12 protein-coding genes are annotated in these 13,355 nt (G+C 73.2%); 11 read left to right on the forward strand and 1 reads right to left on the reverse strand.

Annotation, left to right across the window (positions count from 1 at the left end):
* Positions 1-83: 83 nt before the first annotated feature.
* The 9 genes from ACIPYQ_RS38715 to ACIPYQ_RS38755 all read left to right on the forward strand — a co-directional run bounded on the left by ACIPYQ_RS38715 (position 84) and on the right by ACIPYQ_RS38755 (position 10,880).
* Entirely contained in the window at positions 84-554 is a 471-nt protein-coding gene (locus tag ACIPYQ_RS38715) for a flavodoxin family protein (protein WP_401259096.1), read from the forward strand.
* 135 nt (positions 555-689) lie between these two features.
* A complete protein-coding gene (locus ACIPYQ_RS38720; RefSeq protein ID WP_401259098.1) occupies positions 690-2,042 on the forward strand; it encodes a type II CAAX prenyl endopeptidase Rce1 family protein in 1,353 nt (450 codons plus the stop codon).
* 22 nt (positions 2,043-2,064) lie between these two features.
* The gene (locus ACIPYQ_RS38725; RefSeq protein WP_401259100.1) at positions 2,065-3,375 is read left to right on the forward strand and encodes a histidine kinase; all 1,311 of its coding nucleotides are present in this window, start codon (positions 2,065-2,067) and stop codon (positions 3,373-3,375) included.
* A complete protein-coding gene (locus tag ACIPYQ_RS38730) occupies positions 3,327-3,971 on the forward strand; it encodes a response regulator transcription factor (protein WP_361761427.1) in 645 nt (214 codons plus the stop codon). Before ACIPYQ_RS38725 ends, ACIPYQ_RS38730 begins: the two co-directional genes overlap by 49 nt.
* A gap of 117 nt (positions 3,972-4,088) precedes the next feature.
* A complete protein-coding gene (locus ACIPYQ_RS38735) occupies positions 4,089-5,444 on the forward strand; it encodes a hypothetical protein (protein WP_401259103.1) in 1,356 nt (451 codons plus the stop codon).
* A gap of 43 nt (positions 5,445-5,487) precedes the next feature.
* A complete protein-coding gene (locus ACIPYQ_RS38740; protein WP_401259105.1) occupies positions 5,488-6,954 on the forward strand; it encodes a hypothetical protein in 1,467 nt (488 codons plus the stop codon).
* Entirely contained in the window at positions 6,951-8,288 is a 1,338-nt protein-coding gene (locus tag ACIPYQ_RS38745; protein WP_401259107.1) for a CHAT domain-containing protein, read from the forward strand. The genes ACIPYQ_RS38740 and ACIPYQ_RS38745 overlap by 4 nt, the downstream gene beginning before the upstream one ends.
* Positions 8,285-9,682, forward strand: coding sequence for a hypothetical protein (locus ACIPYQ_RS38750; protein ID WP_401259109.1), 1,398 nt, complete (start codon positions 8,285-8,287; stop codon positions 9,680-9,682). Before ACIPYQ_RS38745 ends, ACIPYQ_RS38750 begins: the two co-directional genes overlap by 4 nt.
* Positions 9,683-9,809: 127 nt before the next feature.
* Positions 9,810-10,880: a hypothetical protein gene (locus tag ACIPYQ_RS38755; protein WP_401259111.1), complete on the forward strand. Its 1,071-nt coding sequence runs from the start codon at positions 9,810-9,812 to the stop codon at positions 10,878-10,880.
* Between the two features lie 16 nt (positions 10,881-10,896).
* Here the strand turns inward: ACIPYQ_RS38755 and ACIPYQ_RS38760 are convergent, their stop codons facing one another.
* Positions 10,897-11,334: a hypothetical protein gene (locus ACIPYQ_RS38760; RefSeq protein ID WP_401259113.1), complete on the reverse strand. Its 438-nt coding sequence runs from the start codon at positions 11,332-11,334 to the stop codon at positions 10,897-10,899.
* Positions 11,335-11,494: 160 nt separating this feature from the next.
* On the opposite strand from ACIPYQ_RS38760, the gene ACIPYQ_RS38765 reads away from it, so the two are divergent.
* Positions 11,495-12,205 (forward strand): hypothetical protein, encoded by a 711-nt coding sequence (locus tag ACIPYQ_RS38765; protein ID WP_401259115.1) that lies wholly within the window; start codon positions 11,495-11,497, stop codon positions 12,203-12,205.
* Positions 12,206-12,578: 373 nt separating this feature from the next.
* Positions 12,579-13,184 carry a hypothetical protein gene (locus ACIPYQ_RS38770; RefSeq protein ID WP_401259117.1) on the forward strand — a complete coding sequence of 202 codons (606 nt, stop codon included), beginning with the start codon at positions 12,579-12,581 and terminating at the stop codon, positions 13,182-13,184.
* Positions 13,185-13,355 lie beyond the last annotated feature (171 nt).

The raw sequence follows: 13,355 nt of genomic DNA on the forward strand, positions 1-13,355 counted from the left end.
CAGTCGCCCCGGCGCGGGGTTGTCACATCCGGCGGGCCTGCCCGGTCCCTGCTACGGAAGGCGACGAACGAAAGGGGACGGTGATGAAGACGCTGCTCGTATGCAGCTCGGTATCCCACGGCAACACCCGTCGCGTGGCGGAGGCGATGGCCGACGTGCTCGACGCCCGCGTGGTCGCGCCGCAGGACGCGGCGGTCGCGGACCTGACAGGCTACGACCTGGTGGGCTTCGGCTCCGGTGTCTTCTTCCAGCGGATGCACCCGGACCTGCTCGGGTTGGCCCGCACGGTGCCGGCGTCGTCGGGGCGGGCCTTCGTCTTCGCCACGAGCGGCCTGCCGCAGTTGCCGTTCGCGCCGTTCACCCGCCCGCTGGTACGGATCCTGCAAGGCAAGGGCTTCGCGGTCGAAGCCACCTTCACCTGCCGCGCGTTCGACACGGGGGCGCCGTTCAATCTGATCGGCGGCATCAACAAGCACCGTCCGGACGAGGACGACCTGACCGCCGCCCGCGCGTTCGCCCAGGGACTCGCCCACGGCTCCACCACCACGGCCTGACCGGCCCCGGAGGGGGTGTACCTGGATACACCCCCTCCGGCACCCACGTGCAAGGCCCGCCCCGACCTCGACCGGCAGAGTCGAACGCGGGGCGCGACAGCCGTGCCCCGGCGATCCACGGGGAGGCCGCGCCACATGCCGGACCACAAGCAGGAACAGGGAGCGCCGCGCAGCGGATGGGCGGCGCAGGCAGGAGCGTTCCTCGCCGTCGCCTTCCTGGCGGCGGGAGTCTGCGGGGCCCTCCAGCCCGCGACCGGCATACCGCCCGAGGTACTGCAACTGACCCAGCTCGGCCCCGCCCTCGCCGTGGCAGCCGTGGCACTGCTGTGGCCCGGCCGGACCAGAGACCACCTCGCAGGAACCCTGCCCGCCCGCAGCAGCGGACCGGCCGGCCACAAGGGGGAGACGCCGGCAGGAGGCAGCGGACCGGCCGGTCACGAGGGGCGGACGCCCGCCCGTGGCAGCGGACCGGCCGGGTACGAGGGGGAGACGCTGGCCTGCGGCGGCGGCCCGGCCGGCCGCGAGGGGCGGATGCCCGCCGGAGGTGGCGGACTGGTCGGGTACGAGGGGGAGACGCTGGCCTGCGGCGGCGGGCCGGCCGGCCGCGAGGGGCGGATGCCCGCCTGCGGCAGCGGACCGGCCGGTCACGAGGGGCGGACACCGGCCCGCGGCAGCGGACTTGCAGACCGTGAGGGGCGGACGCCGGCCGGAGGCAGTGGACGGGCCGGCTACGAGGGGGAGACGCTGGCCCGCGGCAGCGGACCGGCCGGCCACAAGGGGCGGACACCGGCCCGTGGCGGCGGACCGGCTGGCCACGAGGGGCGGACACCCGCCCGTGGCAGCGGACCGGTCGGGTACGAGGGGGAGACGCTGGCCCGCGGCAGCGGACTTGCGCGCCGTGAGGCCCGGATTCCGGTCGGCCGCCGGGCGGCCCTCCTCCTCACCCCCGTCCTGATCACCGCACTGTGCGCCGGCGGCGCCCTGTTCACCTCCGGCTCCCTCCCCGTCACCAGCCCCCAAGCCCTCGCCCACCCCCTCGCCCTGCTCGTGACCGCCCAGCTCCTGGGCGCCTGCGCCGAGGAGATCGGCTGGCGCTGCTACCTCCAGCCACTGCTGCGCACCCGCTTCGGCCCCGTCACCGCCTCCTTCCTCGTCGGGACGGCCTGGGGCCTGTGGCACGTACCGGTCCTCGCCCAGGCGCCGGCCTACGCGGCCGGATTCCTGGCCGCCACCATCGCGATGTCCGTGATCCTCGGCCTGGCCCTGGAACGCGTACGGAGCAACCGCCTGCTGCTCGCGGGCGGCTTCCACACCCTGGTCAACCTCGGCATGCTGTTCGTGACGGACGAGACGTCCCCGGCGACCGCGCCGATGGTGGTCTTCGGCGCCGCCTGCCTGGCCGCAGCAATCCCGTGGGCGGTATCCGCCCGCCGAGCGCAGGCCGCGCCGGATAGGATCACCGCCGCAACAGCGCACGGACCGCGCTGACATGACGGAACCACAGGTGGGCATGGCACAGGCAGCAGACACACGCCCCGGCACCGGCCTCAGGGGCGCGCTCGCCGACATCGGCCGCTGCCAGCTCCTCTCGCTGGCCGCGCTCGCCGTGTGCGGGGCCGGCAGCCTCGTGGTCGGGGCGCTGCTCCTCCTGCCCGTCGGCATCGGCTTCCTCCTGCTCCCGCCCGCCGCGGCGGCCCTGCGCCGCATCTCCGACCGCTACCGCGACTGGGCCGCCCGCTGGACCGCAACCGCGATCAGCCCCCCGCAACCGCTCCCACCCCGCCCGACCCCGCCCGACCGCACCGCCGGCCGCCACCGGCAGGCCCGCGCCCTCCTCGGCGACGACGGGTTCTGGCACGACCTGCGCTGGGCCTGGGCGGAGCCGTGGACGGGCGCACTGCTCGCCGCCGCGCCGCTGGCCCTCGTCGAGTACGGCCTCTTCGGCGCGGCCGTGCAGCCCTTCGTCTGGCGGCTCCTGGGCGACGGCAACTGGTACGCCTTCATCCTGGTCGACTCCACCCCGGCGATGCTCGCCGCACTCCTGCTCGGCCTCGCCTTCATCGCCGCCGGCCTCCGGCTGGCCCCCGCCACCCTGCGGCTCCACGCACGCTGGAGCAGACGCCTCCTCGCCGCCCCGCACACCACCGAACTCACCCGCCGCATCGAACACCTCGCAGGCTCCCGCGCCGACATCCTCGACGTCCAGGCCGCCGAACTGCGCCGCATCGAGCGGGACCTGCACGACGGGGCACAGGCCCGCCTCGTCGCCCTGGGCATGACCCTGGACGAAGCCACCCGGCTCCTCGACCGCGACCCACCCGCCGCCCGCGCACTGCTGCACGAGGTACGCGCCACCTCCCAACGGGCCCTCCAGGACCTCCGCGAACTCGTCCACGGCGTCCTGCCCCCGGTCCTCGCCGACCGCGGCCTCGGCGACGCGGTCCGCTCACTGGCCCTCGACAGCCACCTCGACGTACACATCGAGGCGGCCCTGCCCGGCCGGCTCCCGGCCCCCGTGGAATCCGCCGGCTACTTCGCCGTCGCCGAGCTCCTCGCCAACGCCGCCAAACACTCCGGCGCCCCCGAGGTCCACATCCGCCTCGGCCACACCGACGGCGCCCTGCGCGTCACGGTCACCGACCAGGGCCGCGGCGGCGCCGACCCCGACGGCAGCGGCCTGCAAGGCGTACGGCGCCGCCTGGACCCCTTCGACGGAACCCTCGTCCTGCACAGCCCGCCGGGCGGCCCGACCACCGCGACCTTGGAGATACCGTGCGCGTCGTCCTCGCCGAAGACCTCTTCCTCCTCCGGGACGGACTGACCCGCACCCTCCAGGAACACGGATTCGAGGTGATCGCCGCAGTCGACAACGGCCCCGCCCTGCTCAGAACACTCCTCGAAGAACAACCGGACGTCGCCGTCGTCGACATCCGCCTGCCCCCCACCTTCACCGACGAAGGCCTCCAAGCCGCCCTGGAAGCACGCCGGTCCCGGCCGGCGCTGCCGGTCCTCGTCCTCTCCCAGTACGTCGACCAGCTCTACGCCCACGAACTGCTCGCCGGAGGCCAAGGCGCCATCGGCTACCTCCTCAAGGACCGGATCACGCACACCACCCAGTTCGTCGACGCGGTACGCACCGTCGCCGCGGGCGGAACGGTGATGGACCCGCAGGTCATCGCACGGCTGCTGGCCCGCAGCGACGCCCGGGGCACCACCGCCCAGCTGACCCCCCGCGAGCTGGACGTCCTGGCCCTGATGGCCGAGGGCCGCTCCAACGCGGCCGTGGCGCACACCCTGTTCATCAGCGAGAGCGCCGTCGCCAAACACACCGCCGCGATCTTCACCAAACTCCGGATCGAACCGTCCGCGGACGACAACCGCCGGGTCCTGGCCGTCCTGGCCTACCTGAAACGGTAGCAACGCTGCCGCTGCCCGTATCCGTCCGAGTTGCCCTACTCGTGGGGTGGGTGAAGCATGGAATCAAGATCGCCGCACACACGGCGGACGCGCGTGCATGAGCACAGGAGCATTCCCATGGCAGGCTCCTTTCAGCAGATCACGCTAGACGGGGGTGCGCAGGCCGACTTCTTCCTCTTGCGGTACGACGAGGACGGCCGGCTTCTCAGCCCGAAAGCCGAAGAGGAACTCAAACGACGCCTTCCGGGCGCGAGCGACGTGTTCCTCTTCTCGCACGGCTGGAACAACGTCTTCGCCAAGGCCCTGGAACGCTACCGGAGCTTCATCAACGGCTACATGGAGCAGCGCAGGACCTTTGGCCTACCCACCCCGCAGGACTACCGCCCGCTCCTGATCGGCATCATCTGGCCCTCCACCAGCTTCGTCTTCCCCTGGGAAGCAGGCCCCGACATCGCCGCGGCGCCCGACCCCGAGGGCCGGGAGGCCGCCGAGGTCGAGGAGATGCTGGAGCTGGTCGCGAAGTCCCTGCCCGGCGCGAAGCGCCCCGAGTTCACGGAACGAATCGACGGACGAACGGCGATCGGACGCGCCGACGCCCTGAGACTGGCCGGGCTAGTGCTGGGCACGCTGCGCCCCGAGGTCGATCCCGACGACGGTTCGAGGGCGCCGACCGCGCAGGAGTTCCTGGACACCTGGCAGGAGCTGGAAACCGGCACACACACGGTCCCGGCCGACGACGGGGACGCGATCGGACTGGTCCCGGACGAAGAGAACGGCGCGCCCGTCGGCGGCGCCCCCGCCGTTGCCGGAGACTTCCCCTTCGACCCGCGCAGCCTGCTGCGTACGGGGACGGTGTGGAAGATGAAGGCCCGCGCCGGAGACGTCGGCGCACACGGCGTGGCCCCCCTCGTCGGGCACATCCTGCAGCAGGACGGACCGCGACTGCATCTGATCGGCCACTCCTTCGGCGCCCGGGTCCTGCTCTCGGCACTCGCCACCGCGGCGCCCGCGCGCAAGGCACGCTCGATGCTGCTCCTCCAGCCCGCGGTGAACCGGTGGTGTTTCGCCGGGAACGTGGCGGGCACCGGCCGCAAGGGCGGCTACCACGCCGTACCGGACCTGCTCGAACTCCCCCTGCTGACCACGCTCTCCACACATGACGAACCGCTGCGCAAGTTCTTCCACCTCGCCATGCGCGGCAGCCAGCTCGGAGAACCGGACATCGCGGCGCTCGGCAACACGGACCTGTACGGCGCGCTCGGCGGATACGGCCCGGCCGAAGAACCGGGCCGGACGGCGAAGGCCGATGCGATCTTCCCCGACAAGGGCCGGTACGACCTGGGGAGCGGGGCCAGGATCATCGCCGTCGACGGCAGCATCGAGTTCGACGGAAAGCCCGCGATCCCCGGACACGGCGAAGTCAGCAGGCCCGTCACCTGGTGGGCACTGCACTGCCTGACCAGGCCCGACTGAACGACGGGCATGCGGGCGACCGCGGCCCGGGCAGGGAGCCACGATGGCCGATGCCCTCATCGAGCAATGGCGCCTGACGGTCCTGCGCGTACAGCTCGACCTGGCGGAACGCACCCCCCTCGTCAAAGCCGACCTGCTGAGCTACTCCGACGCCGGCACACAGGCCCACAGCGACTGGCACAGCAGCTTCGCCCCGCAGGAGTTCGGGCTGCTCACCGGCCCGGGCATCCCCGAAAAGCTGCGCGTCCCGCCCCGGCTCACGCAGGAAGTCGTCCAGGTGCTGTCCGCGCGCCGGGACGAGGAGTTCACCCTGTGGCTGCGGCTGGTGCCGCCGTACGGGCACCTGGGCGCCGTCCCGTGGGAGCGGGACCTCGTCCAGCTGACGGGCCGGGCCATGGTGCGGGTACCCGACCGCCTCCCGGTGGCCACCGACCCCGGCGAGGACTGGACGGTGGCCGTCCTCGTCAGCGACGACAAAACCTGGGCCCACGTGGCGGCCGGCTGCGTCCGGTCCTTCCTCTCCGAGCTCACCCAGGCGGTACGAGGCAATGTCGTCGCCCACGTCTTCGCCGACGCCACCATCTACGAGCATCTGAAGGCGGACGGCACGGTCACAGCACACCTCCACGATCCCCGAAAGGCCGCCGCGACCCGCCGGGAGCGACCAGGGCGCAAGGCCCGGCAGAACCGGGGCCGTGGAACGACCGCCACCCCGCCGCCGTACCCGGACCGGGGCCTGTCGTGGACGGACTGGATCGCCGCAGAGCTGGCCGGCGGCCCTGCCGTGAGAGCCCTGCACGTCATGGCCAACGCGTCCTTCGACGACGAACGCCCCCTGCTGCGGGTGAGCCCCGATCCGCGGCGTCCGTGCACGGGAGGCAACTGCGTCTACCTGAGCGGCGACGACCTCCGGCTGCTGGCCGACGGCATCGGCGCATCCGTACTCTCGCTCGCCTCGTCCCCGCACAACCCGTCCGACCTCGCCACGCGGATGCTCGCGGACGGGCTCGGCCTGCGGCGTTCCGGGGCGACGCTCTACAGCTACATGGAGCTCGACCTGACCGGGCGGGTGCTGGCGCAGGCGCATGCCGCACTCGCAAGCCGCGGCGAAAACCCCGCACCCCGCCACTGGTCGCTCTTCGCGTACATCCAGCCCGAGCAGGTCCAGGACCTCCTCCGGGAAGAGTGGCCCGACCCCGAACAGCCCGACCAGGCTTGGCTGACCGGGCGCGCCCCGATCGACGACTCGGCCACCAGCCTGGAGATCCTGCCCACCGCCCTCGCGCTGGCCCCGGGCGAGGCAACGCAGTCCCTCTACCGGCAGGCGAGCTCCGTCCCCGGCTGGATGGCCCTGTCGGAGCGGTTCATCGAGTCCAAGGCCGCGGACCTGGTGCAGACCGCAGCTGTACCGGGCGAGACACCGGCCATGAAACAGGCCTACGACCGCGGCACCGCGCAGGCCCTCGCCGAACTGCGCGAACTCCTCGACCGGCGGGTGGAGCAGTCATGAACCGCACGGTACTGAGCTTCGAGCCCTTGGGAGACCAGGTCCTCCTCAAGCTGGAGGACGCCCCGACCGACATCCCGGGGCTGGGCGAGCACGCCGTCACGGACGTCTCGGACCCCCCGGGCGGAACGATCGTGGAACGCGGCAAGGCACTGCTGGACCGGCTGGCCCTGCATCCCGCCGTGGGCCAGGGCCTCGCCGCCGTCCTGGCCCTGCCACCGGGCGCCGCGCCGGGCCCGCTCTACTTCCACATGCTCTCCTCGCATGCCGACCGGCTCCCCTGGGAACTGCTCTTCGACCCCGTGCACGGCTTCTGCGCCCTCGACCGCCGCTGGCCGATCGTACGCATCGCCGCGCGCCGCCGCGGCCTCAGACAACAGGGATTCGCCGCTCCGCTGCGCATGGTCGCCGTGCTCTCCGCGGCCGGCCGGTCCGGACTCCCGCAGCTGGCCACCCTGCTGGACGCCACCGCCACCGCCGACGCCAAGGCCGTCCAGGTCCGGCTGCACGTCATCAGCGGCGACCAGGAGGTCCTGGACGCCGTGACCGCCGCAGGACGGCCCGAGGTGACGTCCGAGCTGATCCCGCCGACCGAACCGGAGCTGCGCAGGAGCATCACCGCGGCCCGGCCGCACATCCTGCACCTCCTCTGCCACGGCGGGGCCGGCCTCGGGGGAGTGCGGACGCTGGCCTTCGCCCACCTCGCCGACGTCGAGGCGGCAAAAGACCGCGCACCGGAGGGACAGCGGGAGCCCGACCGGCCACAGGACGCGGGCTCCGTACGGATCAAGGTGCCCGAACTGATCACCGCCCTGGAGCCCGCCGACCCCTGGCTGGTCGTCCTGAGCGCCTGTCAGACCGCCGAGGCCTCCGAAACCCAGGCCATGGCGCACGAGCTCGTCTCGAACGGGGTACCCGCCGTCGCCGGGATGCGCAGACTGGTCGACCTCCACGACACCAACCGGTTCTGCGCGGCCCTCTACCCCGAGGTCCTCGCCGCGGTCCGGGCGGCGATCTCGCCGAACGCCACGCTCGCCCGCGAGGTCGACTGGGCCGTGGTCTTCACCGCACCCCGCCTCGCACTGGCCGGACAGGATCCGGCCGCGGCGGACTCCTGGACCGATCCGGTGCTGTACGTACAGGCCGATCCGCTGCTGGTCTTCCCGGGATCCGCCGCACTGTCCCCCGCCGACTTCTCCACACTCCAAGGGCAGCTGGACGTGTGGCAGCAGTTCGTGGCCACCCTCGACCCCGCGACCGCCGACCCCGGCCTGCTGGAGAAGGCCCTTGAGCGGATCGCCGAACTGCACGCCGCGCTGGGGGTGGCCGGGCCATGACCGAAGCACTTCCCCAGGAGATCCAGCTCAACGCCTGGACGGGCGAAGAGGCCCCGCGCACTGCGCTCGGGGGCGGCGCCCAAAGCTGGGGCGCGCGAAGCCGCGGGCTGCCCCACTCCCAGGCCGCGCTGCCCTTCGGTGCCCCGCCCGATCTGCGCCGGTGGAGCGCACCGGACGTGGGATACGGCGTGCTGCTGCACGAGCCCGAAGACTCCGGCATGACGGACGCGGAGAAGGCGGCCGGCGCCGACGCGCCACCCGCCGTACGGGAACTGCTGGCCGCACGCCCGGGCAGCGTGGTCCTGCGCTGGCGCCCGATGCTGGAGGGCCGCTTCCTGCGCCGCTACTACCAGGACGGCCCACCGGAGGAACCGACCATCGGCCTGACCTCGTTCGGGGTGGGAAGGGGCTGCCTGCCCAAGTACGTGGTGATCATCGGCGGCCCCGAGGTCATCCCCTGGTCCGTGCAGTACGCCTTGAGCACCCGGCACGCGGTGGGCCGGATCCCGCTGTCGGGGGAGCAACTGGACCGCTACATCGAGGCATTGCTGTCCGACTGGAACGGCACCACGACCGCCCTCGACCGCGCCCTCGGCTGGACGGTCGTGCACGGTCCCGGGGACATCACCGCCCTTATGAACACGGTCATCGCCCAGCAGCTCGCCGCGCGACTCACCCCGCCACCGCTCACCGGCTTTCAGCAACTGGTCGGAGAGGAAGCCACCGGCGCAGCCCTCCTGCAGGCCCTGAGCCAAAGCGCACCGGGCCTGGTGGCGACGTCCAGCCACGGACGTACCGGGCCACTGGGCGACCCGGACGCGATGCGGGCGAGACTCGGGCTGCCCGTGGACGCCTCGCACACGGACGTCCCCCTGCAGGAGCTGTCCGAGCTCATGCCGCCAGGCTGCATCTGGTACGCACAGGCCTGCTGCTCGGCCGGGGCCAGCGGCGACAGCCTCTACACCGGGCTGCTGCCCGAAGGGAGCAACGCACTGGGCACGGTGACCGCCGTGGCCGGACTGGGAACGATGGTGGCCCCCGCCGCCCTGGAACTCCTCGGCCGCCCCCACCCCGTACGGGCGGTACTGGGGCACGTCGAACCCACCTTCAGCTGGACCCTCCAGGTGGAGGAGACCGGCCAGAAACTGGGCAGGCGGATCGCCGCCGCCCTGTCCTCGCACCTGTACGACGGCCAGCCGCTGGGCCTCACCCTCTCCGAATACCGGGCGGACGTGGGCGAACTCCACAGCCAGTGGGCCGGCCTGCACGGTCAGCTGGCCGAGGGCCGCACGGAGGTCCGCCCGGCGCTGACCCGGCTGCGGCTGTCGGCGCTGGACCGGCAGAGCCTGGTCCTGCTGGGCGACCCGACGGTGACGTTCCCCGCACTCGTATGAGGCGGCACGAGGAGAGGCCTCATACCTCCCTCACCAGCACAAACGCATTTGCGGCCGACCGCGCCCCCAGGTCATACTCCCGTGTCCCCCCACCTTTTCGACCACTCCTGCCCCGGGGGCTCCCACCGTGGAAATCGCACGCATCGTCGTCATCGGCCTCGCCATCACCGTGGCGGTCGTCTTCTACCGCCGCACCACCGGCGATCTCCCGCGCGGCACTTCGTCCCGTACCGCCCGCACATCGGGACTCCTCCCGCAGTCCAGGCAGCACACCGGCCGCGCGGCGCCCGCCCCCGAGCTGGAATCCGCGGCCGCCGCGGCCGCCCGGGGCAGCTGGGAGCCAGCCGCGCGGCTGATGGCCCGGACCAGGGAACACGGCGACTGGGCACGCCGCTCCTCCTACGCCGCCACCCTCGGCTCCCACCGCGCCGCCCGCCCCGACGGCTGGCTGCACACGTGGGAGGCCGCGGTCGGGCCCGACGACGCCGACCTCGCCCTGGTACGGGCGAAGGCGATGGTCAACCTGGCCTGGCACCAGCGCGGCAGCGGCCGGGCCAAGCACACCAGCGCCGAGCAGTTCGCCGGATTCCACGCCACCCTGGCCCTGGTACCGCAGCACAACGCACGCGCGGCCGAGCTGAACCCGGACGACCCCACGCCCTACGCCAACGAGATATGGGCGGCACTGGGCCTCGGCTACGCCGAAGAGCACATGCACCGGATCTGGAAGGAGATCACCACCCGCGACCCGCACCACTACACCGCGCACTACGCAGCGCTCCAGTACTGGTGCGCGAAGTGGCGCGGCTCGGAAGAGCACGCCACGTCCTTCGCCCGGCGGGCGGCAGCCGACGCACCCCCCGGCAGCCTGCTCACCGTGCTGCCCCTGATCGCCTGGTACGAACACCGCGACACGGACGCGAGCACCGCCGACTTCCGCTCACCCCACCTGATCTCCCTGGTCGACGCCGCCCTCGCCGACGTGGCCGCAGCCCCCTCGGACCACCCGAACACCGCCGAAGTGCGCCACCTGCTGGCCTACTTCCTGACCCGCCAGAAGCGGTACGACGCGGCACTGGCGCAGTTCCGCCTGGTCGACGGCTACGTGGACGCCCTCCCGTGGAGGTACTGGAGCGACCCGGCGGCGGCCTACTGCCACTGGCGCGACCGCGCGGCCCGCCGGGCCCGCCGGCGCTGAGCCGGGGGAAGTCGGGTCATCCCGCCGGGGAACGGGTGACCAGGCGCCCGTCGAACACGACCTCCAGCCAGGTGTGGCAGTCGCCGATCCACACCCCGACCTTCGCCCCGCACCCCGCACAGGCCAGGTTCGGCCCGTCGTGCCCGCCCGGCCCGCAGCAGCCGCCCCAGCGGCTCGGTATCTTCTCCGTGCCCACCACGTCGGCCGGGCACAACACCGGGTCCACCCCGGGCCCGTGCCCCGCCCGGGACCTTCCGAAGCCCTTGGGCGGGGAGCCCCAGGCGATCCGGCCCGGCTCCGGATCGCGGGCGAAGGTGCCGGCCGCCATCCTGGGCGGACAGGGATCCACGGGGGAGTCGAGCGGGGTCCAGGCCTCACCCTCCCCGGGCGCAGGCACCTCGCGCACCGGAGCGGAAAGCCGGGCGCCGCACACGGCGCAATGGAAGGCGGTCATGGACCGATGATCCCCGGCGCCGCACACCATGTGGCCCGGCCGAAGCCCCGCCCTCGTCATCGGCACGACTGGACGTGACCGAACCACCCCTTCAAGAAGGGGCGCTGAGTGATCGTCACCTCGTGCATCCGCCCTCCCACCCCACGGTTACCTTCCTCGTATGGAACGAATCGATCTCCTCAGCAGCCTTCTCACGAGCGGCACCGACACCGCCCCCCAGGCGCTCGCCGAACTCGCCGCCGAACTCGACGTACCGACCGCCGACCTGCTCGTCTTAGCGGGCCACCCGGTGCCGGCGGAACTCCTTCCCCCGCAGCGCGACGCCAAGATCACCGAGCAGTTCACCTACCGCGTCAGCCACTGCGACCACGCGCAACTGGCCGCGCTGGAGGACTTCGTCCGCTCGCTGCCGCACCTCGACGCCCCGGGTCCCTTCGTGCAGCCGGCCCCGCGGTACTACACGCCCGCCGAGAGCGGTCTCGGCGCCGTGTTCTACGGGCTGCTCCGCAACCGCGGCTTCGGCGTCAAGGAGCTCCCTTTCGCGGGACTGTCCCGCAGCACGCTGTTCCGCATGGTGTCGGAGTGGGGGCCGAGTCCGCACCGGCAATACCAGCTCTGCGCGGTGGCCGGCCCGCTGGGCTGGCGACTGCCCGACCTGTTCGCCGCCATCGGCGAACCGTACTCACCGGACCTCCGCCCCGCGCATCTGTGCCGCCACGTCGGGCGGGTGTTCACGGCCGCCGTCCCCCTGACCACCACTCAGCTGATCGAGTGCGCCCAAGAGGCGGACCGCCTGAGCGCACGTGAGGACCAAGGCGTGTGGCAGCCCGTCTCGCAGGGCTCCGTCGCCACCTGCCCGGACTTTGCCTGACGGTCGGGGGCGCGAGGGCGCGGCGGCCCGGCGGGCGGCGCCGGATCCGCGTGCTGAGCTGAGCACCGATCACGTGGGCCCGGCCGCCGAGGCTCTCGGCGTGTCGTTGCGGACGGTGCGGAACCGGGGGAGCGGTGGTCCCGGCCGCCCGGCCGCCCCGAACGCTCCGCCGGCGCCGTGCCCGTCCCCCACCCGGCGGCGTCACCGGCGCTGCGCCAACCCGGCACCGTGTCGCAGACCTGTGCCCGTGGACACCGGGGGAAGGGCCGGGTCCGGCGTACGGTCGAGCAACCGGCCGGGCCCTGCCGCCAGCACCGCACACCTCCGGCCGGGCCGGCCCGCCTCGACGCCATGACCGGAACGGGAGCAGCCGTTGCTTCTCTACGCCCAGACCCCCGCACGGCGCAACCGCCAGATCCTCGCGGACCTGATCGCCGTGCTCCTGATCGCCGCCGCGGTGAAGTTCGCCCTGGCCGTGCACGACGCGATCATGCTGCTGGCCGAGCCGGGACGCATGGTGGAGAGCTCCGGCCAAAGCCTCGCCACCGCCCTCGGCGACGCCGGCGACACGGCCTCGGACGTGCCGTTCGTCGGCGACCTCCTGAAGAAACCGTTCCAGTCCGCGGCCGACGCCGGCACCGGGATCGCCGAAGCAGGACAGTCGCTCCAGGACACCGTCAGCCAGGTGGCCACCCTGGCCGCCGTCGCCCTGATCGTCCTCCCCGTGGCCTTCGTCCTGCTGCTGTGGCTCCCCCTGCGCCTGCGCTGGATCCGCCGCAGCGCCACCATCCGGCGTCTCTTCGACGCACCCGGGGGCGCCGACCTCCTCGCCCTGCGCGCCCTCACCGGACCGCCGGGCGACCTCTCCGCGATCCCCGCCCCTCCGGGCGGTCTGGCGGACGCCTGGCGCCGCGGCGACCAGCACGTCGTCGCCGCCTTGTCCGAGGTCGCACTCAGGCGTGCGGGCCTGCGCCCCTGACGGGCGGGTGGACGGGTGCGGACAGGACTGGACAGCCATCGCCTCCGCCGGGCATGGAAGGTGGACACCGCCCGGCACGAGGCTGTGCGCCACGGACCCCGGACGCGGGCAGCCCCAAGCCCCCCCCCAGGGGCTGGCGCGGGCCGGGCCGCCCCCGCCCCCCCAAACCCC

Origin of the sequence: Streptomyces sp. NPDC090045, assembly GCF_044747975.1 — a bacterium.
Lineage (GTDB): Bacteria > Actinomycetota > Actinomycetes > Streptomycetales > Streptomycetaceae > Streptomyces.